Annotated in this window: 18 protein-coding genes; 8 read left to right on the top strand and 10 right to left on the bottom strand. The window is 72.1% G+C overall.

Annotated elements, in window-relative coordinates; translation table 11 throughout:
- Window positions 1-182 precede the first annotated feature (182 nt).
- From RM425_RS15930 to RM425_RS15920, 3 genes are all read right to left on the bottom strand, one after another.
- A complete protein-coding gene (locus RM425_RS15930; protein ID WP_311346197.1) occupies window positions 183-1,379 on the bottom strand; it encodes a carboxylate--amine ligase in 1,197 nt (398 codons plus the stop codon).
- A gap of 285 nt (window positions 1,380-1,664) precedes the next feature.
- Window positions 1,665-2,618, bottom strand: a complete 954-nt coding sequence (locus RM425_RS15925) for a hypothetical protein (RefSeq protein WP_311346196.1) — start codon at window positions 2,616-2,618, stop codon at window positions 1,665-1,667.
- Window positions 2,619-2,721: 103 nt separating this feature from the next.
- Window positions 2,722-3,897, bottom strand: coding sequence for a hypothetical protein (locus RM425_RS15920; protein WP_311346195.1), 1,176 nt, complete (start codon window positions 3,895-3,897; stop codon window positions 2,722-2,724).
- Window positions 3,898-4,216: 319 nt separating this feature from the next.
- Between RM425_RS15920 and RM425_RS15915 the strand changes: the two genes are divergently transcribed.
- Together RM425_RS15915 and RM425_RS15910 are read left to right on the top strand one after the other, a co-directional pair.
- A complete protein-coding gene (locus tag RM425_RS15915; protein ID WP_311346194.1) occupies window positions 4,217-4,921 on the top strand; it encodes an RraA family protein in 705 nt (234 codons plus the stop codon).
- Entirely contained in the window at window positions 4,908-6,101 is a 1,194-nt protein-coding gene (locus RM425_RS15910) for a carboxylate--amine ligase (protein ID WP_311346193.1), read from the top strand. Before RM425_RS15915 ends, RM425_RS15910 begins: the two co-directional genes overlap by 14 nt.
- Before the next feature lie 29 nt (window positions 6,102-6,130).
- Here RM425_RS15910 and RM425_RS15905 read toward each other — a convergent pair whose 3' ends face one another.
- Window positions 6,131-7,216, bottom strand: coding sequence for an isocitrate/isopropylmalate dehydrogenase family protein (locus tag RM425_RS15905; RefSeq protein ID WP_311346192.1), 1,086 nt, complete (start codon window positions 7,214-7,216; stop codon window positions 6,131-6,133).
- 273 nt (window positions 7,217-7,489) lie between these two features.
- On the opposite strand from RM425_RS15905, the gene RM425_RS15900 reads away from it, so the two are divergent.
- The 3 genes from RM425_RS15900 to RM425_RS15890 all read left to right on the top strand — a co-directional run bounded on the left by RM425_RS15900 (window position 7,490) and on the right by RM425_RS15890 (window position 11,769).
- A complete protein-coding gene (locus tag RM425_RS15900; protein ID WP_311346191.1) occupies window positions 7,490-8,533 on the top strand; it encodes an ATP-grasp domain-containing protein in 1,044 nt (347 codons plus the stop codon).
- 91 nt (window positions 8,534-8,624) lie between these two features.
- Window positions 8,625-10,283, top strand: coding sequence for a flippase (locus RM425_RS15895; RefSeq protein WP_311346190.1), 1,659 nt, complete (start codon window positions 8,625-8,627; stop codon window positions 10,281-10,283).
- 232 nt (window positions 10,284-10,515) lie between these two features.
- Window positions 10,516-11,769: a glycosyltransferase family 4 protein gene (locus tag RM425_RS15890; RefSeq protein ID WP_311346189.1), complete on the top strand. Its 1,254-nt coding sequence runs from the start codon at window positions 10,516-10,518 to the stop codon at window positions 11,767-11,769.
- On the opposite strand, the gene RM425_RS15885 is transcribed toward RM425_RS15890, so the two are convergent.
- The 4 genes from RM425_RS15885 to RM425_RS15870 all read right to left on the bottom strand — a co-directional run bounded on the left by RM425_RS15885 (window position 11,721) and on the right by RM425_RS15870 (window position 17,503).
- The gene (locus RM425_RS15885; protein WP_311346208.1) at window positions 11,721-13,040 is read right to left on the bottom strand and encodes an O-antigen ligase family protein; all 1,320 of its coding nucleotides are present in this window, start codon (window positions 13,038-13,040) and stop codon (window positions 11,721-11,723) included. The two genes, RM425_RS15890 and RM425_RS15885, sit on opposite strands and share 49 nt — an antisense overlap.
- 242 nt (window positions 13,041-13,282) lie before the next feature.
- Window positions 13,283-14,389, bottom strand: a complete 1,107-nt coding sequence (locus RM425_RS15880; protein WP_311346188.1) for a hypothetical protein — start codon at window positions 14,387-14,389, stop codon at window positions 13,283-13,285.
- Window positions 14,390-14,555: 166 nt separating this feature from the next.
- Window positions 14,556-16,292 carry a hypothetical protein gene (locus tag RM425_RS15875; protein ID WP_311346187.1) on the bottom strand — a complete coding sequence of 579 codons (1,737 nt, stop codon included), beginning with the start codon at window positions 16,290-16,292 and terminating at the stop codon, window positions 14,556-14,558.
- Window positions 16,289-17,503, bottom strand: a complete 1,215-nt coding sequence (locus RM425_RS15870; protein WP_311346186.1) for a hypothetical protein — start codon at window positions 17,501-17,503, stop codon at window positions 16,289-16,291. Before RM425_RS15870 ends, RM425_RS15875 begins: the two co-directional genes overlap by 4 nt.
- A 205-nt stretch (window positions 17,504-17,708) precedes the next feature.
- Here RM425_RS15870 and RM425_RS15865 point away from each other — a divergent pair, with 205 nt between their 5' ends.
- From RM425_RS15865 to RM425_RS15855, 3 genes are all read left to right on the top strand, one after another.
- Window positions 17,709-18,788, top strand: a complete 1,080-nt coding sequence (locus RM425_RS15865) for a glycosyltransferase family 4 protein (protein WP_311346185.1) — start codon at window positions 17,709-17,711, stop codon at window positions 18,786-18,788.
- A complete protein-coding gene (locus tag RM425_RS15860) occupies window positions 18,785-19,552 on the top strand; it encodes a polysaccharide deacetylase family protein (protein WP_311346184.1) in 768 nt (255 codons plus the stop codon). Before RM425_RS15865 ends, RM425_RS15860 begins: the two co-directional genes overlap by 4 nt.
- A gap of 288 nt (window positions 19,553-19,840) precedes the next feature.
- Window positions 19,841-21,103, top strand: coding sequence for a hypothetical protein (locus RM425_RS15855; RefSeq protein ID WP_311346183.1), 1,263 nt, complete (start codon window positions 19,841-19,843; stop codon window positions 21,101-21,103).
- Between the two features lie 36 nt (window positions 21,104-21,139).
- Here the strand turns inward: RM425_RS15855 and RM425_RS15850 are convergent, their stop codons facing one another.
- Window positions 21,140-22,330, bottom strand: a complete 1,191-nt coding sequence (locus RM425_RS15850; RefSeq protein WP_311346182.1) for a phosphotransferase — start codon at window positions 22,328-22,330, stop codon at window positions 21,140-21,142.
- Window positions 22,330-23,529, bottom strand: a complete 1,200-nt coding sequence (locus RM425_RS15845; protein ID WP_311346181.1) for a YveK family protein — start codon at window positions 23,527-23,529, stop codon at window positions 22,330-22,332. The genes RM425_RS15850 and RM425_RS15845 overlap by 1 nt, the downstream gene beginning before the upstream one ends.
- Window positions 23,530-23,534: the final 5 nt, after the last annotated feature.

Here is a 23,534-nt window from a genome sequence, read left to right as displayed (position 1 = left end):
GCGACATCCAGCGTCCTCGGCCACTGCACCTGCCGCCTTGTGATCGCCTGCCGGCGGCTGGTGAGCCTCGCCGTGGAGCTCGGCTGCAGTTCCCCATCGACACCGACGCGCACGCCACCGGTCCGCTGGAGCCGCGTCGAGGTACCGCAGCCACCGCCCTGTTCGCGCCCCTCAGCCGCCCGTCACCGCGAACGCGGTGATCGGGCACGCCGGACTCGCGCGCGCACGGCTGCGGCGCCTACGTGGAGCGCGCGTGCGAGCTCGTCCACCGCCGGCCCCGGGTCGTCCCGGCTGTACACCGCGTTGGCGTCGCGCATCCAGTACCGAAGCGGGAAACTGCCGGACCCGCGCCCGCGCGCCGCCCACCATGAGCGGACGTCGGGCAGCGGGTGCACCCACGTGCACCCGACGCGGTACTCCTCGATCGAGCTGATGGGCAGCCCGAGGGCGTCGCGGTAGGCCATCGGCACGACGTCCACGCCGCAGGCGTAGAGGATCTCGAGCTGCCACCACGGGCGCGCGTTGACCTCGATGAGCTTGAACTGCTCGTCGCGCTGGTCGTACATGAACTCCGCGTCGAACAAGCCCTTGTACCCCAGCGTGTGGAACAGGCGGCGCAGGCAGTCGACCGCGCCCTTCACCTCGTCGACGGGCACGGTGACCGACAGCGTGCTGTTGCCGAAATCGGCCGGGTGCATGCGCAGCCGACGGCGCGCCACGCAGGCCCGCATCACCCCGGCACGATCGACATAGCCATCGAGGAACACGTGCCCCGTCGGGGGGCCCGGGATGTACTCCTGCAGCAGCATCGTGTGCTGCTCCTCGGCCAGCGGTCCGAGCAGTTCCGCGGCGTGAGCACGGTCCCGCACCGACAGCGCCTTGACGCCGAATCGCTGGCTGAACCGCTGGGAGTCGGCGGGCTTGAGGAACGCGCCGACGAGCTCGTGGTCGCTCAAGGCGGCGAGATCGTCGAGCCCCGAGACCCGCTGCGTGCGGGGCGTGGGGACGCCGGCAACGCGCGCCGCCTCCGCGAAAGCCTCCTTGTCGGTGAGCGCGCTCAGGACGCCCGGCTCGGCGACCACGGCCGGAAACCGGCTGGCGAGGTCAGCAGGCAGGGCGGCCAGGGTCTCCGCCCAGTAGTCGCTGCACCCGAACAGGACAGCCTGCGGCAGGACCGATGTCCGGAGGTACTCGGCGAGCCCCGCCCGTAGCTCCGCGTCCCCGGGTGCGGAGCGGTACCACCGTGATCGGCGGACCAGCGTGGTCTCGGCACCGGCCACGAACACCGGCACGCCGCTGCGCCCCAGGGAGCGGAGCACCGCCAGACCCGAGACACCGGCCCCGAGCACCAGCGCGGGCACTTCGTCAGCGTTGCACATTCCGCTGGGTATACACCGCTTCGCCGAGCGACGGACGTTTCCGACGCCAATCGGGCGACTCAGTCTGAGCCGCTCGCAGCGCCATCGCGTTCCCGGACACCATCCCGAGTGCCGGGCACGGCGGGACACACGGAACGCCGGGCGCGATCGCCCGCCCTCGTGAGTTGAGGGCCGATGAGCAGCCGCTCCGATCAGGCCAGTCACGGCCGCACCTCTGGCCTCGCGTCGTCTACCTCAGTGATCAGGACGCGCGCAAAGCGGGGTCCGGGCTGCGGACTGGCACCTCTATCGGGGAACCGGGTTGCCGGGCGCTATACCATGATGGGCGGTCAGCGCTGCGAAGACCACGGTCACCGCGACGACGCACACAGCGATCACCAGCGGCCGCGTGCCGGTGCGGCCGGCGAGCCCCACCGCAGTTCCGGCATCCGCCGACGACGAAGCGCCTTCGGCCGGCGTGACAGGGAGCGCCGATCGCGCCGAGCGCAGGTAGATGACGTAGGCGGTCACGGCCATGGAGAGGAAGAGCGCGGTCTCCACCCACTCCTGGAACTTGAGCACCGGCATGTAGGCGATGTCCAGGAGCCGGAAGGGCCGGTACAGGACCATGCCGAGGAAACCGGGGAGCGCATAGAGCGGCGGCGACACCAGCAGCCAGAAACGGCCGGTCAACCAGGGGCGACGACCACGTGTCGCCAACGTCAGAGCCACACCTCCCAGTCCCAGCAGGAAGGAGAAGATCTTGAACATGTCCTGCACGTCGAACCCGACAGCGTGAAGGTTGTGCAGGTTGAACTCCTCCTGCGAGTTCGTGGAAGCCAGCTGTTCGGGAGTGCCGAAAGCGAACACCCGCTGCGCCCAGGAGATCTCCTCCCCGGCAAGGAAGAACGACCCGAGGCCGACCAGGAGGAGCGCTCCGGCCGCGGCGAACTGCCGCCGGACCGCCAACCGACGGGCTGCCGCAAGACCGAACAGTGCGGTCATCAGGCACAGCGCGAACTGCAGCCACTCCACCGGGCGATCCTCGGCGAGCACCTCGTAGTAGCTCGGGCGGGAGACCGCGAACAACGTCACCAGCAGGACAGCGCCGGCGATCGGTGCCCAGAACACTTGCCAGGCCAACCACCGAGGAACGCCGTCGTCGACGATGTCCCGGGCCGACGCCTTCGTGATCCGGGACCACAGCGACGGCGGAGGAGCCGCGACGCGGCGGTCCGGTCGATCAGCTGACCGGCTCACATCGTCACCACCACTCGATACGAGATGATCGGTCCGACCCGATATCGCGACGAGTCCGCCGGGGGACGAGCGACGTCCACCGCCCTGGAGGCACGCACCGCCCTCACCCGTCCGTACGACTGATCCGCGGCATCCGCCGCTCGCGGAGATCGGCCTCTTCCAGCAGGGTTCGCAGCAGGGGGACCGCCACCGGGGTCGCGCGGTCCGGATCCGCGACGAGGTAGTGGTAGTGCAGGCCAGGGGTGCCGTTCACCTCGATGACCGCACCTCCGGCCTCGGACAGGGGCCGGCTGAGGTCGGGGGTGATCAGGTCCACGCCCGCGAACCTGAGGCCGGTCGCGACGACGGCTCGCCGAGCCTCGGCGATCAGCGCGTCGGAGACCTGATCGCGATCGATGGTCTCATTGTCCCCGGGACCGTTGCGGTTGGCCGCCGACTTCAGCTGCACCGTGACACCTGCCGGCAGGACCGACCGGAGGCTGAGGCCGGCCATGTCCAGCGTGAGCAAGCAGTCGAGGTCGGTGTCCAGGTATGCAATGCCGGACCGTGGGGCGTCAGCCGCCCGCTGCGCGTTGGCCTGCGACACGAGCTCGGCCACGGACGACCGGCCGTCCCCGACCACGTGCGGTGGCCGCCGGCCGATCACGTCGAGCAGCTCCCCGTCCAGGAACAGGAGCCGGTATTCGCGTCCCGACACCGAGCGTTCGATCATCAGGTCACCGAAGCGGGCGGCGTGGGCGACGGCGCGACGGAGATCCGCAGAACTGTCGATGGCGCACGTGACGCCGGACCCACCGGCCGTCCCCGAAGCCGGCTTCAGGACACAGGGACGGTCCGCGTCCTCGAGGAACCTCGACGCAGCCGCCGGATCGGCCGGCGAGAACACCACGTACTCAGGGACGGCGACGTCCGCCTCGATCAGCAGCCGGTGCACCAGCTCCTTGTCCAGCGCCAGCTTCAGCGTCACGGCGTCGTCGAGCTGCACGTGGTGGAACCAGGCGACGATCCGGCACCCACCCCGCTCCAGCACGGTGAAGTCGTTCCCCATCGTGGCGTACCCGGCGTCGTTGCCCTTCGCCGCCTCGGTCCAGATGTCGGCATAGAGGTCGCGGCGGGCCGCAGGGGCCCAGATCCGAGCTTTGCGCTTGTCGTCGAGGTAGCGCCTCGTCCCACGGGCTCCGAGCTCCCAGGCAATGTCCGCGCGCCGCGCGAGGGTGCTCGTCGCGCTGCCCGGCCGACCGAGTGACGAGACCCGAGACAGCGGAGACCCGATTCCCACGGCCCACCTTTTCCGATTTTCGACAGCATCGTGCTCGCTGTTCACCTTTGAATTGGACGAACCATATCCCTGCGGGCCTCGACGGTCAGTCTTTCTCCCCCGCACGGGGGAGGGGTGAACGGTGACGGACCGAGGGCCGGGAACGCTCCGTAGCGGCGCCGAACCCCTCGGTTGCACCGATCCATGTCCCCCGGTACAGCGATGGGGTGCCTGCGGTTGGTTCCCGGCCGGTCATCAGTGGTAAGAAAGGCCGCCCTAGGCAGGATTCGCCAGGCACAACACGGAGGAACGAGTGGCCGGTAAGCCGAGAACCGCCGAGATGCACCCAGGAGCCGGCTTCCGGGTCCGCAACGACATCGAGCGCCCCGAGCCCGAGGTGATCAACGGCTTCCGCGGCTTCGAGACCCCGGACATCTCGGACCTGCTCAACCGTCTGTACACCATGTCTTCGGCGATCTCCAACGTCACGGACCCCGCGCTCCGGATCATCGGGCCGGCGTGCACCGTCAAGGTGTTCCCCGGCGACAACCTCATGGTCCACAAGAGCCTGGACATCGCCCGTCCCGGCGACGTGGTGGTGGTGGACACCGCGGGGGAGCGGACGACGGCCGTGCTCGGCGATCTGGTCAGCACGAAGGCACGCCACCGGGGGATCGCAGGATTCGTCGTCGACGGTCTGGTCCGGGACATCGGGGCCATCCGTCGCCTCGGCGACTTTCCCGTGTTCGCCCGCGGGATCACCCCCATCGGTCCCCTTCACCGCGGTCCCGGCGAGGTCAACTACCCGGTGTCGCTGGGAGGCATCGTCGTGAACCCGGGCGACTTGATCGTGGGTGACGTGAACGGTGTGGTGGTCGTTCCCCGCGAGCTGGCTCCCGAGCTCCTGCAGCGGCTCAGGGAACGGTCTGCGACGGAAGCCGAGTACCTGGCCGCCGTGGCACGCGGCGACTTCTCGAACGCCTGGGTGGACAGCATGCTGAACGAGGCCGGAGTCGCCACGGAGCCCTACCGTGACCCTCGCTGACAGCCCGCCGGCGGTCCTCCTCGGCGGCGCGGTCAACGCTCTCTCGGCGGCTCGCTCCCTCGGCTCCCGCGGTATCCGGGTCCACGCGCTCGCCGCGTCGACGACGCCCGAGCCGCTGCGGTGGTCGCGGCACGTCGCGGAGCACGTCCCCTTCCCCGGCGGGAGCGTGCAGGCATGGTGGCGGGAATGGCTGGCGACCGGCCCCCGAGGGGCCGTCGTCCTGCCGACCAGCGACCACGGGCTGGAGTTCCTCGCCCACAACCGGTCGTTCCTCCAGAGCCAGGGGTACCTGCCGGCGGAGATGAACGAGGAGGTCGTCCTCGCGCTCCTGGACAAGGGGGAGACCTACCGGATCGCGACGGCGGCCGGCATCGAGGCTCCACGCGCCGTGTGGATCAAGCGCATCGAGGACCTCCAGGAGCACGACCTCGCCTTCCCGTGCGCGGTCAAGCCCACCGAATCCCACCACCGCCCTGCGGGCTTCCGTTCCAGGAAGGCGCTCGTCGTCCATGACCGCCGGGAGCTGGAGGCGACGGTGCGGGCCACCCTCGGCGGGGCGAACGGCGTCGTGGTCACGGAAGTGGTCCCCGGAGCCGACGACGCGTTCTGCTCGTACTACACGTACCTCGTGGACGGCGAACCGTTGTTCCACTACACCAAGCGCAAGATCCGCCAGCAGCCGATCCACTTCGGGGACGGCACCTTCCACCTGAGCGCGGACGTCCCCGAAGCCCGCGAACTGGGCCTGCGCCTCTTCCGTTCCGCCGGCCTCCGAGGCCTCGGCAACGTGGAGTTCAAGCGGGACGCGCGGGACGGGCGGCTGAAGCTGATCGAGTGCAACCTGCGCCTGACCGCTGCGGATCCCATGATCCGCGCGGGTGGGCTGGACCTGGCTCATCTGCTCTACGAGCGGGCCCGGGGATCGGACTTCGTCCCTGCCGGGCCGGACGGTCGGGAGATCGGGCAGTGGCATCCGGTCAAGGACCTCCGGGCCTTCCTCCAGTACCGTCGCGCCGGGGAACTCACCGCGGGCGACTGGCTCCGGAGCCTGCGGGCCCGCAAGCGCCTGCCGCTGCTGTCCTTCTCCGACCCAGGTCCGACCCTGGGCAACGCCGCCACGAGCCCTCAGCGCGCCGTGGCGCTGGCCCGGAAGAACCTCGATGCACGTCGATCGCGGTGAGCGCTGAGGACTGACGGAGCCGGGCCTCGCTAGGACAGACGACCGATGATCGCCTGCGTCATGGCAGCGGTGCCGACCGGGGTCCGCCCCGGTCGGCACACGTCGTAGGTCACGGCCTCCCCCTCCTCGAGGACAGCAGCGACCGCCCGCTCGATGCGACGGGCAGCGTCCGCCTCACCGAGGTGCTCCAGGAGCAGGGCGGCCGAGAGGATCGTCGCCACGGGGTCCACCTCGTCCTTGCCGGCGTGCCGGGGCGCGGTACCGTGCGCAGGCTCGAACACCGCTACTCCTTCACCCAGGTTGGCGCCCGGGACGAGCCCGATGCCACCGACCACCCCACCGGCCAGGTCGGCGAGGATGTCCCCGTACATGTTCAGGGTGAAGAGGACATCGGCCGCTTGCGGGCGGCGGACGAGATCCGCCGCGACCGCGTCGACGAGCGCGTCGTCGACCGAGATGTCGGGGAAGGCCGCGGCTTCCTCCCGCGTCGTCCGCAGGAACAAGCCATCAGTCGCGCGCATGACCGTCGCCTTGTGCACGATGGTCGCGCGCTGCCGGCCGGCGTCCCGCGCGTAGGAGAGCGCCAGTCGGGCCGCACGCCTAGTGGCCACGGCCGACACCGGCTTGACCGACAGAGCCGCACCGTCGTTCAGGTCAGCCCCCCGATCCCGCAGCCAGTGCACGAGCTCCTGGGTCGCCTCCTCCTCGGCGGGAAGGTCCACGCCTCCGTACAGGTCCTCGGTGGTCTCCCGCACCACGAGGACGTCGATCCCCTCGAACGGTGCCGGCACCCCCGGGAACGTCCGACAGCGGCGCACCTGTACGTAGAGCCCCAGCGCTCGACGCAGGCCGATGTTGACCGAACGGAAGCCGCCGACGGCGCTGGTGGAGACCGGCCCCTTGAGCCCGACCCCGCACTCGCGGACGGCCCGCACGGTCCGTTCGGGCAGCGGGTCCAGACCGCGCTCGAGTGCCGGAGTCCCCACGTCGTGGACGTCCCAGTCGATCCGCACACCGGTGGCGTCGACGACGCGGACGGCCGCGGCCGTGAGATCCGGCCCGACGCCGTCGCCAGGGATCAGAACGGCACGGTACGGCTGGGTTCCTGGAGTCACGCGGCCAGACTGCCAGGTGCGGGCGTCTTCCTGCGACGGAGGCGGGCGTGGACCAGGCACTGTTCGCCGCACCCAGGCGGGCGGGATCTCGACGGGAGATGTGTCACCTCGTCATCCCTGCCCTGTCCCCCGAAGGTGTCTCCACCGGCGTAGATGGCGGCGAGGGCGGCTAGCATCAGCCGTTCTGTCACTACGTCCGCTGGAGGGTCACCAGGGATGCGCGGCTTGCGCTCACCTCGGGCACGGGGCCTCCGGAACGGACCCGTCCTCGTCATGGACCACGCCAACGGCAGCAGCCGTTCTGCTGTGGCGGCGGTGCGCGCGCTGGCCGTGGCCGGATACCGCCCGTTCGTCACCGTGTCCGGTCGCCCTTCCGCCGCAGCCGCCTCGCGCAGCTGCGCCGGCGTCCTGCGGACCCCTCAGGTGAACTCGCCTGACTTCAGGACGGCGGTCGAGGACCATGTAGCCACGCACCCCGGCACGGGCTTGCTCGCCGCCAGTGACGCGGTGCTCTGTGCGCTGGACCTGCCGGGGTCTTCTCTCGCGGACAAGGCGGCGCTTCCCAAGCTGGCCGAGGCAGCCGGGTTGAGCACCCCGCCCACGTACGAGTTCGCGGATGCCGCCACCGTCCTTGACGCGGCCGGCCAGCTCGAGTACCCGATCGTCGTCAAGGCAGCCGTCAAGTCCGGATCCGGCGAGGAGGCGAGCAGGGTCGATTCCGCAGCGGACCTCCCGAAGGCGATGGCCCGCCTGCTCGGCTCCGTCGTCGTGCAGCCCTTCGCCCGCGGTGCCATGCGGTCGGTGTCCGGGGTGATCGCCGACGGTGAACTCCTCGCCGTCGCGCACCAGCGGTACGTCCGCATCTGGCCCGCCGACTGCGGGACGGCGAGTGCGGCCGTCACGACGGAGCCCGATCGGGAGCTGGAACGGCGTCTCCCCTACCTGCTCGCCGGACATGCCGGGGTGTTCCAGGTGCAGTTCGTGGGCGACCAGGTGATCGATGTGAACCCCCGGGTGTACGGCTCCCTGCCGCTGGCCGTCGCAGCAGGCGCCAACCTGCCCGCCATCGCCTGTCGTGCGGCCGCAGGCGATCGCCCGACCGAGGTGGTGCGGGCGCGCCCCGGTGTCCGCTACCGGTGGCTGGCCGGGGACGTCCAGCGCTTGGCGCACGACGTCCGCCGCGGCTCCACCACCCTCGGAGCGGCGAGCCGCGCGTTGCGGCCCCACCCCGGCACGGCACCCAGCGTCGAGAGCTGGCGCGATCCCGGTCCGGCCCTCGTCCGGGTGGCCGAGATCGTGAGGAGGCGGCTGCGGTGAACTCGAGCGGGCGGACGAGCGCACGAGGGATCACGGTCGCTGGGAGAAGCCGCCACACCATGCCGGCGACACGAGCATCGGGGAGCAACGGATGAGCGGTCAGTCGGACCGTCGCGGCGGCAGGACGGATCCTGCGGCCGCGCCGGGGACGGACGCCGTCGGCGGCGCAGGTGGGACGGTCGACGTGACGGCCGGTCCGGCCGCGGATGCCGTCCCGGCACGGGACACATCCGAGGCCGCGGCGAACGACATGCGCCGGTCGCACGTGCGCGGGTCCACGCTCCTCGTCGTCGGTCGCGTCGTGACGATCATGTTCACCACGGCCACGGCCGTCATCCTGGTGCGCGCGCTGACCAAGGAGGACTTCGGGGCCTTCGCCTACGCCCTGGCGTTGGCCTCCGCGGGGCGGACCGTCCTCTCCCTGGGCCAGGGCAAGGTCCTCAGCCAGTTCATGGCCAAGTACGAGGACCAGGGCGATCACGACCGGATGTTCGGGGCCATGTTCCTGGCCTTCGGGACGATCATCGCGACGAGCATCCTGCTGATCGGCAGCATGCTCCTGTTCCCGGGCCTCCTGATCGGGTCGGCGGTCGACAGCAGCACGACGCAGCGGGTGGTCCTGATCCTCGTCGTGCTCGCGCCCCTCGAGGCGTTCGACCAGGTCTTCCTCTCCCTCTTCGCGGTGTTCGGCAAGCCGCGAGCCATCTTCTTCCGCAAGTACCTGCTCACCCCGGGTCTGCGGCTGGTCATCGTGCTCATCCTCGCGCTCACCGGCGCCTCGGTGACCTTCCTCGCGGCCGGGTACCTCGCCGCCGGCGTCATCGGGCTGGCGGTCTACGTGTGGGTGTTCGCCCAGACCATGCGTGAGGCCGGCCTGCTGCGCCACCTGCGGCCGCGTCAGGTCGTCCTGCCCTTCCGGGCCGTCTTCTCCTTCTCCTTCCCGCTCATCAGCAGCGAGCTGTTCCTGCTGTCCTTGACGGTCGGCGGGGTGTTCATCCTCGGGGCCTTCGCCTCGGCCACCGAGGTCGCGGACTACCGGGCGGTGTTCAACCCGGCGCGCCTCAACAACGCCGTCCACACGGCGTTCCTCCCGCTGTTCCTGCCGCTGGCGGCCCGCCTCTTCGCCCGTTCCGACACCGAGGGTCTACGCCGGTCCTACTGGCAGACGGCCGCCTTCGTCGCCGTCCTCTCCTTCCCGATCTTCGCGCTCACCGGGCCCCTCGCGCCCAACCTCACCGTCCTGCTGTTCGGCGAGCGGTACGCGGAGTCCGCGGTGATCATGGCGGTGCTGGCCGTCGGCTACTACTTCAGCGTCGTCCTCGGTTTCAACCAGTACACGCTCCAGGTGTGCGAGCGCATCCGCTTCCTCGCGGTCGCCTACATCTCCGTGACGGTGCTCAACCTCGCGCTCGCCTTCCTGCTGGTGCACCGGTACGGCGGGCTGGGCGTCGCGATCGCGAACATGAGCGCCATGGTGGCGCTGAACCTGATCAACCAGTGGGCTCTCCGGAAGACGATCGGCACCTCCCTCATCGACGCCCGGTGCCGGCGCTGCTTCCTGGTGATCCTGGTGGCCGCGGTCGGGCTCTGGACATTCCAGGTGCTCGTGGAGCCGGGGCTGGTCGTGGCGGGGCTGGCCGCAGCAGTCGCCTCGCTCCTGGTGCTCGTCCTCAGCCGCGATGCGATCGAGCTGGGCGACTCCTTCCCCGAACTACGCCGGGTGAAGTTCCTGCGGTGGCTCGTCCGCTGATGCTCCGGCGACCCGCCCTCCCCGGCTCGTCCGACGGAGACGCCCGGTGGCTCGTCACGCGAGCTGCAGCGGTGGTCGGGGTCACCAGCACGGTCCGCCTTCCTATCCGTGAGGGGCGCCGCTAGCCTCCCGCGCCATGCCTCCGGTGTATCGCAGGATCCTCATCTCCGCGTTCGACTGCAGCCCCGGTCGAGGATCGGATCCGGGGACCGGCTGGGGGTTCGCCCACGCCATGGCGAAGCATCACGAGGTCTGGGTGCTCACCAGCGCCGCCAATCGAGCCGCGATCGACTCGGAGCTGGACCGGAGTCCTTGCTCGGATCTGCACGTCGTCTACTGCGACCTGCCGTCGTGGATAGGGCGCCGGACCCAGGAACAGCACATGCGGTGGAGCGTCTACTACTACCCATGGCAGGTCCTGGCGTACTTCGTCGCCAAGCGCCTGCACCTCCGCGTGGGCTTCCACCTCATCCATCACGTCACGTTGATGAAGTTCTGGATGCCGACGTTCCTCTGCCTGCTGCACGTACCCCTCATCTGGGGGCCGGTCGGCGGTGGCGAGTCGGCTCCTCCGTCGTACTACCGAGGTCTGGGTGTACGAGGGAGGCTGTACGAGGCCGCGCGTGACGGCATCCGCGCTGCGGGCGCACGGGATCCCTTCGTCCGCCTGAGCGCGCGACGCAGCGTGCTCGCCTACGGGGCCACCGAGGAGACCTCGGCGCGGCTCCTCGCCCTGGGCGCCCCGAGGGTCCGCACGCTCCCGGGGATCTGCTTGCCGCGTGGGGAGATCGATGAGCTCGGATCCCGGCCATCGGCCGCGGAGGGACCGCTGCGGGTCATCAGCATCGCTCGACTCCTGCACTGGAAGGGTTTCCAGTACGGCCTGGCCGGCTTCGCGGCAGCCGGACTCCCGGACGCGGAGTACTGGATCGTCGGGGACGGACCCGAGCGCGCGTCTCTGGAGCGGCTGGCGGCGCGGCTGGGGATCGCCCGGCAGGTCCGCTTCCTGGGCAGGCTCGGGCGGGACGAGACCATGGGGGCGCTGGGCGAATGCCACGCGCTCGTGCATCCCAGCCTGCACGACTCCGGCGGCTCGGTGTGCCTCGAGGCGATGGCGGCGGGGCGGCCCGTCATCTACCTGGACACGGGCGGCCCCGCCGCGCTGGTCGGGGAGGACGCCGGCATCCGCATCGCCGCCTCCGGCCCGGCGGACTCGGTGCGCGGCCTGGCGGCGGCGATCCGTCTGCTCGGAACCCAACCGGAACTGCGCGTCCGCATGGGAGCAGCAGGGAGAAGGCACATGGCGACGTTCGACTGGGACAGCCGGGCGGAGTACTTCACACAGGTGTACGAAGAAGTGCTCGCGCAACGACCGGCTGAGGCTCGTGCCGGCATCACCGACCGGCCACGCATCACCGACCGGCCGGGCGACGACCGTCAGGCCGGGCGGGCCGCCAGTTCGCGCACCGGTGTGGCCGACAGCTGAGGATGGCCCGCCGCCGATCGGGAGCCGGACCGCTCCATCACGGCCACGGACTCCGCGATCACGATGTAGGCGAGCATCGCCCAGAAGAACTTGTACTCCAGGTTGGACAGGAAGAACGAGGAGACGAGGTGGCCCATCAGCGCGGCCGCGGGCGGGCCCCGGAGCCCCACCGGCAGGCGTAGGGCGGTCCTCAGCCCGGCCCCCAGCCCCAGCACCATCAGCGCCAGCCCGAGGACGCCGACCTCGACCAGCGCGAGCAGGTAGATGTTGTGCGCCTCGTAGGCCGGACGGCCGCCGCCGGCCTGCGCCTCGGGGACCTTCGCCAGCTGCTCCTTGTAGACGAGCGGGAAGGTGCCCCATCCGGCACCGAACAGGCAGTACTCGTCACACGAGTGCAACCCCACGGTCCAGATGTCCGTCCGGCCTGAGGAGGACTCGCCCCGCTCGAACAGACGGTCGCCCACACCGAACGGCCTGATCACGAGGAGGGTCACCAGGAGGAGGGCCGCGATGGCGGCGACCGCGACCTTGAGCGCCCCCCGTCCGGCCGACAGGGCGAGGACTGCCGCCATCGCCACCATCGAGGCGATCAGTCCACCTCGGGACCCCGTCAGCAGGATGCCCAGGAGCAGCAGGACCGTCGCCGCTCCGTGGAGCAGTCGCGAGGATCGTGCGCCGCTGAGCGATCGGCCCGCCGCGATCACCAACGGCAGCAGCAGGGCGGCCGCCTGGTTGTTGGCGTCGAGGAGGTCGTCGCCGAAACGGGCGGTGCCTCCGATCGTGGTGGGCAGACCGCCGGCGAACAGCACCTGGTACAGGCCGTAACCGACGACCAGCAGCCCCCCGGCCATCACCGCGTTCTCGAACCGCCGCAGTGCGATCCGGTCGAATCGCGAGAGTGCCAGGGCCACGAACAGGATGACCAGGCTGGCGAGCACGATCACGCCGTCGATGGTGACCGTCCGGCCGATGGTCCAGAGGAACGACAACGCCGTGAGCGCGAGGAACGTCAGCCAGATCGGCACCACCACGGAGAGACGCGGGTTGCCGCGCTGCGTGGTGACCAACTGCATGAGCAGTGCCGCACCGAGCAGCATCCCGAGCACCGAGGACGCCGAGCCGAACGGCTCCGGACCGACGGAGAGCAGCGAGCTGAACGGCAGCGATGCCGCGTACGGCGGGAGCACCCAGCGCAGCGGGTCCCGGAAGGCGGCGATCAGGTACGCCACCACGAGGGGCGTCAGCGCCACCACGAGGAGGGGCGTCGGCATCACGCGCGTCGGCTCCCGTCTGTCCGTGACCTGCTCGGTCCGCCGTCCACGCAAACGTCGCCTCGCTGCGGGCACGGACCTCGGAGTCTGCCACACGGTGGCGTTCCGTCAGCCCGCCGGAGACCGCAACCACTCCAACGGGGGCACGAGCAGGCGCCGGTCCGACAGTTCAGACCGGCATCGACGGAGCCTGATGGGTCAGGGGCTGCCGGCACCGGCTCGGCGGATGGCGCGGTGATCGGCTAGAGAGCCGGTTCCAGGGTCGGGGTGGCGGTGGGCTCAGGGGCCAGGGTCGCGGTCGGCTCCTGGCTGGGCTCCGGGGCCGGGGTGGGCTCGGGAGCCAGGGTCGCGGTCGGCTCCGGCGTCGGAGCCGGCGTCGGAGTCGGGTCCGGCGTGGGAGTCGGGTCCGGGGTCGGGGTCGGCGTGGGAGTCGGGTCCGGCGTCGGCGTGGGAGTCGGGTCCGGCGTGGGAGTCGGGTCCGGCGTCGGCGTGGGAGTCGGGTCCGGCGTCGGCGTGGGAGTCGGGTCCGGCGTCGGCGTGGGAGTCGGGTCCGGCGTCGGAGTGGGAGTCGGGTCCGGGGTCGGCGTCGGGGTCGGGGTCGGGTCCGGGGTCGGGTCCGGGGTCGGCGTCGGCGTCGGGTCCGGAGTCGGACCCGGCGTCGGGGTCGGGACCGGCGTGGGAGTCGGGACCGGCGTGGGAGTCGGGCCCGGCGTCGGGGCCGGGGTGGGGGCCGGCTGTGCGTCCGGCTGCGGGCCCGGAGTGGGCACCGGATCCCCCGGGAAAGGCGTGGGGTCGGGCGAAAGGGCCACCAACCCTCCCGGCGTGCTCAGGCCCGGCCCGGCCGGTGCCGGAGCGGCGAGGATCGACACACCGTCGTCGCCGCCCAGGGACGAGAGCGCGGGGCCGGCGGCGGCCGTCGTCCCCGGCCGGGCCGGCGGAGACGCGAAGAAGACGACGACCCGCTCGTCGCTGGTGGCGACAGCCGTGACGTCGCCCGGGTCGACGTCGCTGCGCACGTCCTCCACGAGGACGACGGGGAAGCCCCCGTCCCGGAGTTCCTCGGTCGCTTCCAGCACCGGCGCGCCCACCACACCCGCGAGGTTGCTGTCCCGAGGAGGTGGCTCCAGCTCCCCGAGCAGCTCGAGGTGGTCGTCGTCGACCCCGCTCGGGGCCGGGAAGTCCTCGTTCGCCACGGCGACGGAGGGCCGCGCGGGGCTCACGACTTCTTTCATCACGAACGTGGCTGCACCGAACAGCAGAAAGAACAACGAGAGCGGCAGGAGCACGCCGGCGCCGGTCCGGACGAGCCGGCTCCGGACGTAGCGGGACGGCCGTCGCCGTTCGTTCATGTCGCTCCTCGTCACCGTGCGTCGCCGATCGGGGTCATTCACCCAGATGTGTGACAACGGGAGGGGCGGATGTCTCCGATCGGTTACCGCGCCGGAGGCGCGTCAGGCGCGGCGACTGCGGTGAGTGATTTCCGAGCGACGAAGAGGATGCGCGATGCGGAAGGGCTCACCGCGACGGGGTCAGAGGTGCGTCACCAGCCGTGAGCGCCTCGTCCTCCTGGGCGTCCTGCGGCGCCGCCGGCACGTACCGGCGGTAGACGGCGACACCGGCGGCGAGCGCGGCCAGCGCCAGCAGCCCTACCCCGGCGAACAGCGGCAGGTCCGACCCGGACAGGGCCGGCAGCTGGACCTCGACGCGAGCGGCCGGGGACCTGTTCCCCGAGGCGTCGACCGCCTGCACGTCATAGGTGACGACGGTCGCGGCGTCCTCGGTCTCCGGGCGGGCATCCTGGTCCACGAACGATGTCGACGACACCGTGCCGATCTCGGCGCCGTCGCGGGAGACGACGTACGACCCGACGGGGACGCCGTCGGCGGCCGGCCACCACCGGTTCCCGTCCGTGGCCGCCGGCCAGGTCAGGACCACCTCGGTGGGCGACAGGACGCTGGCCTGCAGCGTCGCGGGGGCCTCCGGCGGGGTGCTGTCATCCGGATCGGCAGGAGGGATCCCGGAGCCGATCGGCACCTCCGCGTGGCGGTAGTCCTTGTCCCGCCGGTCACTGGCCAGCACCACGAGTCCGGATCCTGCGTTGACCGGTTCCTGGCCGACCGTCGGGTCCACCAGCCCGGCTTCGGGCCCGTCGGCCACGTCGGTGTCCGCACCGTTCACGACCAGCTGTCCCTGTCCGGACGGGAAGCGGACATCCTCCCAGGACGCCCGCTTGGCGACGATGCTGCCGTACAGGGACATGAACACGTGCAGGGTCCGGGTCGACTCCTCCACTGCGACCACGGGGTTGTAGAGGTCGTCGGCGACCGTCGAGACGGTGGTTCGCGACCACTGCCCCCCTGGGCGCCGGACCAGCACCTCGGTCAGCGGCGCGTCGATCGACTCTCCCGTCTCCTGCGCCGAGGTCATCACCGCGGCGACCAGGCTGTCCGACGGTTCGCCGGGGATCCGGGTGAGGCTGATGTGGTCGTTGGCCCCAGCGGGCCCGGGGGGGACCGTCTCCCTCACCCAGGCGGTGGGGGCGTCACCGTCCTGGTGCGACGCGAACTCGAAGGTGCCGGTCCGCTGGTCGGACCACATCAGGCCGACCCGGTCGTCGTAGGACACGAGGGCGGCCATCTCCGAGTCCTGCCCGGTGCCCGTGGCGGCGATGGACTCCAGCGGCGCCCAGGTCAGTCCGCCGTCGTCGCTGTAGCTGATCAGGACGTCGCTGTAGGAGGCGTAGGCGGCCCACAGCCTCCCGGTCGTGTCCTCGGCGAGGCTGGCGGGCTCGAGGGAGCCCCGGGGGGTGATGAGACTGGGCACGCCGACCCGGTAGTCCCGAGCGGCGGGGTCGAAGGAGAGGCGGACGTACCGCAGCGCCTCGTCGGCGGTCCGCGTGGCGACGTGGACCAGATCGCCGTCGTGCAAGGCGTCACCGACCGCGCCCGTGTCGGCGTTCACGATCGCGGAGGTGGGCCGCCACGAGTGGTCGGGCATCAACTCGTGCACGCGCACGGTGCGGCCGGTCGGCTCGAGGAGGAGTGCCCACCAGGCGCCCGCGTGGAACCAGAGCTTGGTCTGGTTCGCCTCGGCCGTGGGCGTCGTCGGGAAGTCGGCGCTGTACGCCGGGCCGGGATAGGTCTGCGCAGCCTCCGGCGCCGCGGCCGCCGGGATCGTGGTCCCGGCCGTCAGGACCGCGGGCCAGACGAGCGCGACCGCCGTACCGGTCGCGAGCAACCGTCCGAGCCTCATGCCCGACCCGGCTCCGCGACGTCAGCGACAGCCTTGTGACTGCTCGCCGGAGCGCGGTTGGCCGACGGCGCCCGGACCGGCTGCCGCTCGGGACGGCGGCCGCCCGGCTTGACGTCGACCAGCACCACGCCGAGCAGTATCCCGCCCACGTAGTCGCCGGTCAGGGCGCGCAGCGCGCTCTGGGACGCCCCGCGCCGGACGACAGCCACGACGGAGACGTTGCTCGACGTGGGGTCGACCAGCCCGACCGGGGAGTCGTCATGGATCAGCACGAGTTCGGCGCCGCGGTCACCGGCGGTGTCCTGCGTCCTCGGGAGCTTCCGAGGGCCGCCGCCCAGGCGCTGGACGGCGTCGACCAGGTGCGGCGGGCCCTCAAGGCGCACCGGGCGCGACCTCGACAGGGCCACCCCGAGCATCACGAACAGGCGGTCGCGGATCCAGGACTCCGAGGAGTCCCCGTCGGTCGCCGGGCCCACCAGGCGCAGCCGCCCCGGAGGCACCGCGGACAGCCAGCGCGTCACCCCGGCGATGCCGCGCACCCCCCACGGCCCGGTGTGGGCGGTCGCGGACCTGCGCCGCAGCTGCACCGTGCCCAAGAGAGGGACGCCGGCCGTGGCCTCGACGTCCTCGAAGGTGATCACCGGCTTGCGGATCGCCGCCAGGAGCGCGACGACCCCGAGCCCCAGCGCCAGACCGGCCAGGCCACCGAGGACGGCCCGCAGCTCGGGCCGCAGCTCGGGGAGGGGGTCGGTGGGCAGGATCGCCGGAGCCTGGACGAAGAACTCGCCGACGCCGGCGCCGGCCGCGTTCAGCTCGCCCCTGAACGCTGCAGCGGCGAGGTTGGCCATCCGCACCGCGGTCGCGGCGTCCGCGTCCCGGGCCTGCACGATCAGCGCGATGGAGTCCTCGGGAGCCAGCACCGACAGGCGATCCGGGACGAGATCCGCGTCGTCCTGCACCGCGGGGTCCGCGGTGACGGCCGCCTCCACCGCACCGTTGGCGAACATCGTCTCGGCGAGGTCCGGCAGCGCGTCCGGGGACAAGGTGAAGTCCCGGGCGACGACGAGCGCGTCGGCCTGGTAGGTGGGCGCGCTCGGTGCCAGCATGAGCGGGGCCGCGGCGAGGGCCAGGAAGGCGACGACGACCACCCACGCGTAGTGCTGCAGGCACCACAGCAGCCGCCCTGCGTACGACGACCGTTCCGCGTTCACGCGCTGATCCCTCATCTCGATTCGCCGAGGCGGCGTGTCACACGGTAACCGGGAGTCGTCGGTGCGCGTGGGTTCGTGGGCGCGCTTCACCGCTTAGGGCGATGCGCACGACGGCGGCTGCCGGGCCGGGGCCCCGGCCGGTAACGTCCGCAGCCCCCGCGGCCCTCGTCCAGCCGGCCCTACGACCTCCCGGAGACATCAGCACATGAGCAGAGTGTTGCTCGTCGGCAAGGGCGCGCCCGATCGGGGCGGCATCCCCACCTTCCTGGAGACCCTGCTGACCAGCCGGCTCCGGGAGGAGCACGACCTGCGGTTCCTCAACCTCGCGCACACGGGGACACCGGAGGGCGGGCGGCTCTCGCTGTCGAACGCCCGCCGCACCCTGCAGGACGTCGTCGCGGTGTGGCGCGCCGCGGGCGACCGGGACATCGTGCACATCCACTCCGCCCTCGCCCCCGCGGTCACGGCCCTCCGCGCCGGTCTCCTCGCTGGCGCAGCACGGACCCGGGGGTGCGCCGTGGTCCTGCACGCCCACGGCGGAGGCCTGCAGTCCTGGCTGAACTCCCCGGGGCGCCGCCGGCTGATGCGGCTGGCGCTCCGGCCCGCCGACCGCATGGTCGCCGTGTGGACGGCCGGCCGGGAGATCCTGGAGACGGTCGCACCGCCCGAGCGGGTGGTCCTCGTCGACAACGGTGTCCCCGTGGGGGAACCCACCGAGCGGCAGGAGCACCAGCCGCCGAGGATCCTGTACGTCGGGCTGCTCACCCCCCGCAAGGGCGTGGTGGACCTCCTCGAGGCATCGCGCCTGCTCCGGGAGAGAGGTGTCCGGCATGAGCTGCTCCTCGTCGGCGGCACTCCTGACGAGGGGCCGAGCGCGGAAGCCGCGGTCAGGGCCGCGATGGACGACGACGTGAAGGCCCTCGGCAGCCGGCCGCCGGAGCAGATGCACGAGGCCTACGCCGACGCCGACGTGTTCTGCCTGCCGTCCTGGTGGGAGGCGATGCCGCTGTCGGTCCTCGAGGCCATGGCCGCCGGACTGCCGGTGGTGGCCACCGACGTCGGGGACGTCGGGCGGGCCGTCTCCGACGGCACGACCGGGTACGTCGTCCCGGCGCAGGACCCGGAGAAGCTCGCCGCCGCACTGGAGCCGCTGCTCACCGACTCGGAGCTGCGACGGCGGATGGGTGCCGCCGGCCGGGAGCGCGTCACGGAGCGGTTCTCCAGCGCCGTCACGGCTGCCGCCGTGTCGGCGCTGTACGCCGAGCTGCGGCCGGTCACCCGATGACCATCCTCTGCTACCACTCGGTGGAATGCGGCTGGGAGTCCCCGCTGGCGGTCGAGCCCGACGCCTTCCTCCAGCAGGCCGCCTGGCTGCAGCGGCATCGGCGCCTGCTGCCGCTCGCCGACGCCCTCCCCCGCCTCGACGCGTCCGGGCGGTTGCCCTCCGGGGAGGCCGCCCTCACCTTCGACGACGGCTTCGCCGCCCTCCACGAGCACCTGCTGCCGGTGATCCGGCGGACGGGACTGCCGGCCACGGTGTTCCTCGTGGCACAGACCCTGACTCCCCAGGGTCAGCCGGTCGACTGGGTCGACACCCCGGGCACGAAGCCGCTGACCACGCTGACGCTGGACCAGATCCTGGAGATGCAGGATGCGGGGGTCGACTTCCAGTCGCACAGCTGGGCGCACCTGCGGCTCACCGAGCTCTCCGAGGCCGAGTGCGTGACCGATCTCCGGGACAGCCGGGAGCTGCTGAGCGACCTGCTGGGTCGTCCGGTCACCCTCCTCGCCTACCCGCGCGGACTCCACCAGGCCCACGTGCGCCGGGCCGCCGAGCGGGCCGGCTACACGCACGCCTTCGCGCTGCCCGAGGGCCGGGAGGAACCGGAGGACTTCGCCGTTCCGCGGGTCGGCATCTACCGCGGCAACGGGCAGCTCGCACTGCGGATCAAGGCCGCGCGGCCGTATCTCCCGGTGCGCACGTCGGAGCGTTTCGCCTCGACCGCCCGGCGTGCCAAGCGCGCGCTGCGCGGCCGCCCGTGGCACTGACGCCGAGCCGGACCGCCCGGGATCTCGCGACTCGGGTCCCCCCTGCCGCACGCTGGGATGGCCGACCACGTCCGGCTCGTGGCGGCCCACGCCGCTGGCCAGGGCCGACGATGCGAACCGGGCTGCCGTCGCACTCGGGTACCGTCGTCCTCGACAGCACGCCACTGCGCGCGGGGTGACGATGGTCCACCGCCACGGCACGGCCCTGCCGGGCCGTTCCGGAAATCGGGTGTACCCGGATCGTAGTGGCTCACCCCGGGACGCGAGGAGAGGCGTGGCGGCGACGGCATGAACCGAACTCCCGAGACCGTCACGGAGCGGCCGGCCCCTGAGCAGAGCCGTCCCGGTGGGCCGGCCCAGCGCGCCCGCCTGGTGGTCGCCGGACTCGTCGGCGCGCTGATCACCGCGGGGATCCTGCTCACCGTGTGGGCCCTCTCCTCATCGCCCGACGAGACCGTGTCCTCCCCCGACGAGGACGTCAGCACAGCGACCGACAGCCCCGCCGAGCCAAGCGCCGCCGACCCGAACGCCGCCGACCCGAACCTCCCCGACCCGAGCGTCCCCGGGCTGCTCGGCCCGGGCAGCGGCAGGGTGCCGGGCGCGCTGACCACCGCAGAGGAGCTGCAGGCCCTGCCCACCTCGGGCTACGCGTGGGACGCGCTCCTGTCGGCTGCGAACGTCCAGTCCGACGACATCGATCTGTCGGACGAGGACAGCCGGCATGCCGCGGAGACCCTCGCCTCGGCCCTGGTGCATGCCCGCACCGGCGACGCCGAGCAGCGCGACCACGTGGTCTCGGTCCTCGAAGAGCTGCCGGACGCATCACTGTCCGGAGCGCGGGTGCTGTCCGTCGGCCGGCAGCTCGGCGGTTACGCCCTCGCCGCCGACCTGGTCGGCTACCGCGACGCGGAGTTCACCACGTGGATCGACGAGATGCGCACGGAGGACCTCGGCGGCCACGGCAGGTGGAACTCGATCTCCGAGACCAGCGAGGACAGCGCCAACAACTGGGGCACGTGGGCGATGGCCACCCGCATCGCCGTCAGCTCGTACCTCCGTGACGGCAGCGACCTCGAGCGGGCCGCCGAGGTCTTCGCGGGTTTCACCGGCGAACCGGATGCGTACGACGACTTCCGCCGGACCGACGACTTCGACCAGACCTGGGCATGCGGGGACGACGGCTGGGTGCCCATCAACCCGGCATCGTGCGGCGACCGGGGTGGCGCCATCGTCGAGGACATCAGCCGCAGCTCCGGTTCCTATCCCCAGGTGGACGACGAGGGACTGATGTACTCCTGGGAGGTGCTCGGCGGAGCGACGCTGAGCGCCCGCCTGCTCGAGCGCGCCGGCTACCGCGACGTGTGGTCGTGGGGCGACCAGGCACTGCTCCGCGCCGCGCAGTTCGTCGAGGACAACGGCGGCTACCCACCCGAGTACTCCGTGCTGCAGTACATCCCGCACGAGATCAACGCGGCCTACGGCGTGGACCTCGGACCGGTCCGGTCGGCCGGCTACGGCCGCCAGTTCGGCTTCAGCGACTGGCTCCGCTGACGCGTCGAGCCCCGCAGGAGAGTGACGCCCGTCCGGTCAGCGTGGCAGCGGCCCGGCGGTCTCGCGCTCGACCAGGTCGGCCAGGCGGCCGGCCTCACCGCGCAGGAACCCCGACGCCCACCGCACCGACATCCGCCGCAGCTGCCCTCGGGCGCCGGCGGGACGCTCCTCCACCAGCGCGGACCAGCGGTCCAGGGTCAGCAACAGCTGGTAGCAGTGCAGCTCGGCCAGGGCGGGCTGTTCGTCGCCGAAGTAGCCGTCGATCAGCTCCCGCTCGCGCCGGGCGAGGTCCTGCCGGCTGAACGCCGCTCCGCGCGTGTGCAGCTGGACCCCCAGCAGTCGCATGGCGACCAGCGCGGCGGCGAGGTCATCGAAGCGGGGTGCGGCCGAACGGGGCATGGGATCGAAGACGGCCGAACGACCGTCGGGGAACACGAACACGTTCCGCGGTGCGAAGTCCCCGTGGACCACGGCCAGCGGCAGTCGCTCCGGCAGGACCGCGGACGCGAGCTCGGCGCCCCTGCGGGCGATGTCCCCCACCGCCCGATGGCCGAGCCGCGCGCCGAGGTACTCGCCGTAAGCGGTGATCCGCTCGACCACCTCCTCGCGCCTGGCCTGCCGGGCGGGCACCTCGGTCGTGGGCATCGTCTGCTGGTAGCGCCGCAACCATGCGCCGACCTGCTGCCACTGGCCGTCCTCCGGGCCGCGGCGCCACCCGGGCCGGGCGAGCGGGAGCCGGCTACGACCCAGCATCCGGTCGCGCAGCGTGTCGGCTTCCACGTAGTCCATGAGGATGGTGTCTGCGTCGGGCAGGAGGGCCAGTGGCCGGACCGCGGTGAGCTCGGGATCGTCCGGCTCGATCATCGCCGAGATGGCGGACAGCCCCCGGAACTCCAGGGCCGCGGTCTCCGACGTCGGTAGCGGGCCGGTGGCCAGCCGGGGACGCGTGCCGGCCCAGCGGCCGGTCACGTCGCCCGGCGCGTCCCGCCGGAGCTTGGCCAGGACGTGGGGCACGGGCGACTCGTCGAGGTGGACGGCGTACAGGGCGGCCCGCGGCCGGACGACGAGCCGCCGCAGCCGCGGCGCGCCTCCGGTCCGGACCTGGGGAAACCACTCCGCGGCGCCCTCGGCGACACGGCGCACGATCGCGTCCTCGACGTCCCGGGCCTGCTCGTCCTCCGCCGAACCGCGATGGTGCCCGGCCGACGGCACGGGGGATGCGGCCATCAGATCCTCTGACCCGCGTCCTGCTCCGCATGCACGGGCTCCTGCTCGTCCCCGGCCGCGCGGTCGGACGACGCACCCTTCCACCGGGCGGCCGGCTTGACCAGCAGGATCCGGGGCTCGGCACTGCCACCGAGGTGCTCCACGACGGCGGTGCGCAGCGCCGCGGCGCTGATGCCCTCGGGCACGACCAGGACGCTCGCCGTGACGTCCGGCGGCTGCACGAGCGCGAGGGGGTGGTTCCCGTCGATGACCGTCATGTCCGGGTCGGCACCCTGACGGTGGTGCGCGGCGGGCAACCGCTCCGCTCGCGGGCTCCCCGGCCGGTCCCCGTGGGCGCCCTCGACCGCGGCCTCGTCCTCCGGTGCGCCGACGTAGTGGATGTCGCGGACCCGCATGAGGATCTGCGCGAGGGCGACGCTCAGGCTGCGGCGGGCGGACTCCTCCCGGGGCCGGCTCAACAGCAGGATGGTCGGCATCGACAGCGCCAGCAGGCGCCGGCACACCGGAATGAGACCGGCGAAGGCGTGCGGGGGCGCGACCTGCCCGCGCTTGGTGCCGGGGACGGCCACGACACCCAGCGCACGCACCCCGGTGGCCTCCTCGGCGTCCTGCGGCGTGATGACCGGCCGGCGGACGACGAGCAGGAGCGACACGGCGACCAGCCCCAGGAGGAGTCCGGCGGCGATGCCGACGGCGGTTGCGACGGTGGTCGAGGTGCCCGAGGGCGCCTCCGCCGGCGGCACTGCCGGGCTCTGCACCGCGAATATGCCGACCCCGACACCTGCGGAGTTGAGCTCCTCGACGAAGGCCTCCGCGGCGGTGTTCGCGATGCCGGCGGCCACATCGGGGTCCGGATCGCGACCGGTCACCTCGAAGACGATGGAGTCCTGCGTCGCCAGCAGGCTCACCCGGTCGGGGATGACGTCCTGGAAGTCGCCGCCGGCGCCGTACCGGCCGGCGACCGCCTGCGCCACCGGGCCGTTGTTGAACACCGCCTCGCCGTACCGCGCGAGCGCCTCCAGATCCATGTCGAGGCGCTGCGCGATCACCAGCGCGTCGGCCTCCGCCGGGGACTCCACGCGCAGCACGGCGAACGGCGCGAGCAGCCCGCCGAGCAGCAGGCAGGCGAGGAAGACCGGGAAGTAACGCTGCAGACCCCACCGCAGAGCGCCGACGGCGTCGGTCCCCGTACCTGTCATCGGCT

Origin of the sequence: Blastococcus goldschmidtiae (assembly GCF_031845325.1) — a bacterium.
In the GTDB taxonomy this organism is placed as follows: Bacteria; Actinomycetota; Actinomycetes; order Mycobacteriales; family Geodermatophilaceae; genus Blastococcus; species Blastococcus goldschmidtiae.
This window is presented reverse-complemented; position numbering and strand designations above follow the sequence as displayed.

What these genes read in the sequence shown, in the direction of transcription:
- RM425_RS15930 (WP_311346197.1), bottom strand. Translation starts at nt 1,379, where the DNA reads ATGTGCAACGCTGACGAAGTGCCCGCGCTGGTGCTCGGGGCCGGTGTC.
- RM425_RS15915 (WP_311346194.1), top strand. Translation starts at nt 4,217, where the DNA reads ATGCACCCAGGAGCCGGCTTCCGGGTCCGCAACGACATCGAGCGCCCC.
- RM425_RS15900 (WP_311346191.1), top strand. Translation starts at nt 7,490, where the DNA reads ATGGACCACGCCAACGGCAGCAGCCGTTCTGCTGTGGCGGCGGTGCGC.
- RM425_RS15895 (WP_311346190.1), top strand. Translation starts at nt 8,625, where the DNA reads ATGAGCGGTCAGTCGGACCGTCGCGGCGGCAGGACGGATCCTGCGGCC.
- RM425_RS15890 (WP_311346189.1), top strand. Translation starts at nt 10,516, where the DNA reads ATGGCGAAGCATCACGAGGTCTGGGTGCTCACCAGCGCCGCCAATCGA.
- RM425_RS15885 (WP_311346208.1), bottom strand. Translation starts at nt 13,040, where the DNA reads ATGCCGACGCCCCTCCTCGTGGTGGCGCTGACGCCCCTCGTGGTGGCG.
- RM425_RS15880 (WP_311346188.1), bottom strand. Translation starts at nt 14,389, where the DNA reads ATGAACGAACGGCGACGGCCGTCCCGCTACGTCCGGAGCCGGCTCGTC.
- RM425_RS15875 (WP_311346187.1), bottom strand. Translation starts at nt 16,292, where the DNA reads ATGAGGCTCGGACGGTTGCTCGCGACCGGTACGGCGGTCGCGCTCGTC.
- RM425_RS15865 (WP_311346185.1), top strand. Translation starts at nt 17,709, where the DNA reads ATGAGCAGAGTGTTGCTCGTCGGCAAGGGCGCGCCCGATCGGGGCGGC.
- RM425_RS15860 (WP_311346184.1), top strand. Translation starts at nt 18,785, where the DNA reads ATGACCATCCTCTGCTACCACTCGGTGGAATGCGGCTGGGAGTCCCCG.
- RM425_RS15855 (WP_311346183.1), top strand. Translation starts at nt 19,841, where the DNA reads ATGAACCGAACTCCCGAGACCGTCACGGAGCGGCCGGCCCCTGAGCAG.
- RM425_RS15850 (WP_311346182.1), bottom strand. Translation starts at nt 22,330, where the DNA reads ATGGCCGCATCCCCCGTGCCGTCGGCCGGGCACCATCGCGGTTCGGCG.
- RM425_RS15845 (WP_311346181.1), bottom strand. Translation starts at nt 23,529, where the DNA reads ATGACAGGTACGGGGACCGACGCCGTCGGCGCTCTGCGGTGGGGTCTG.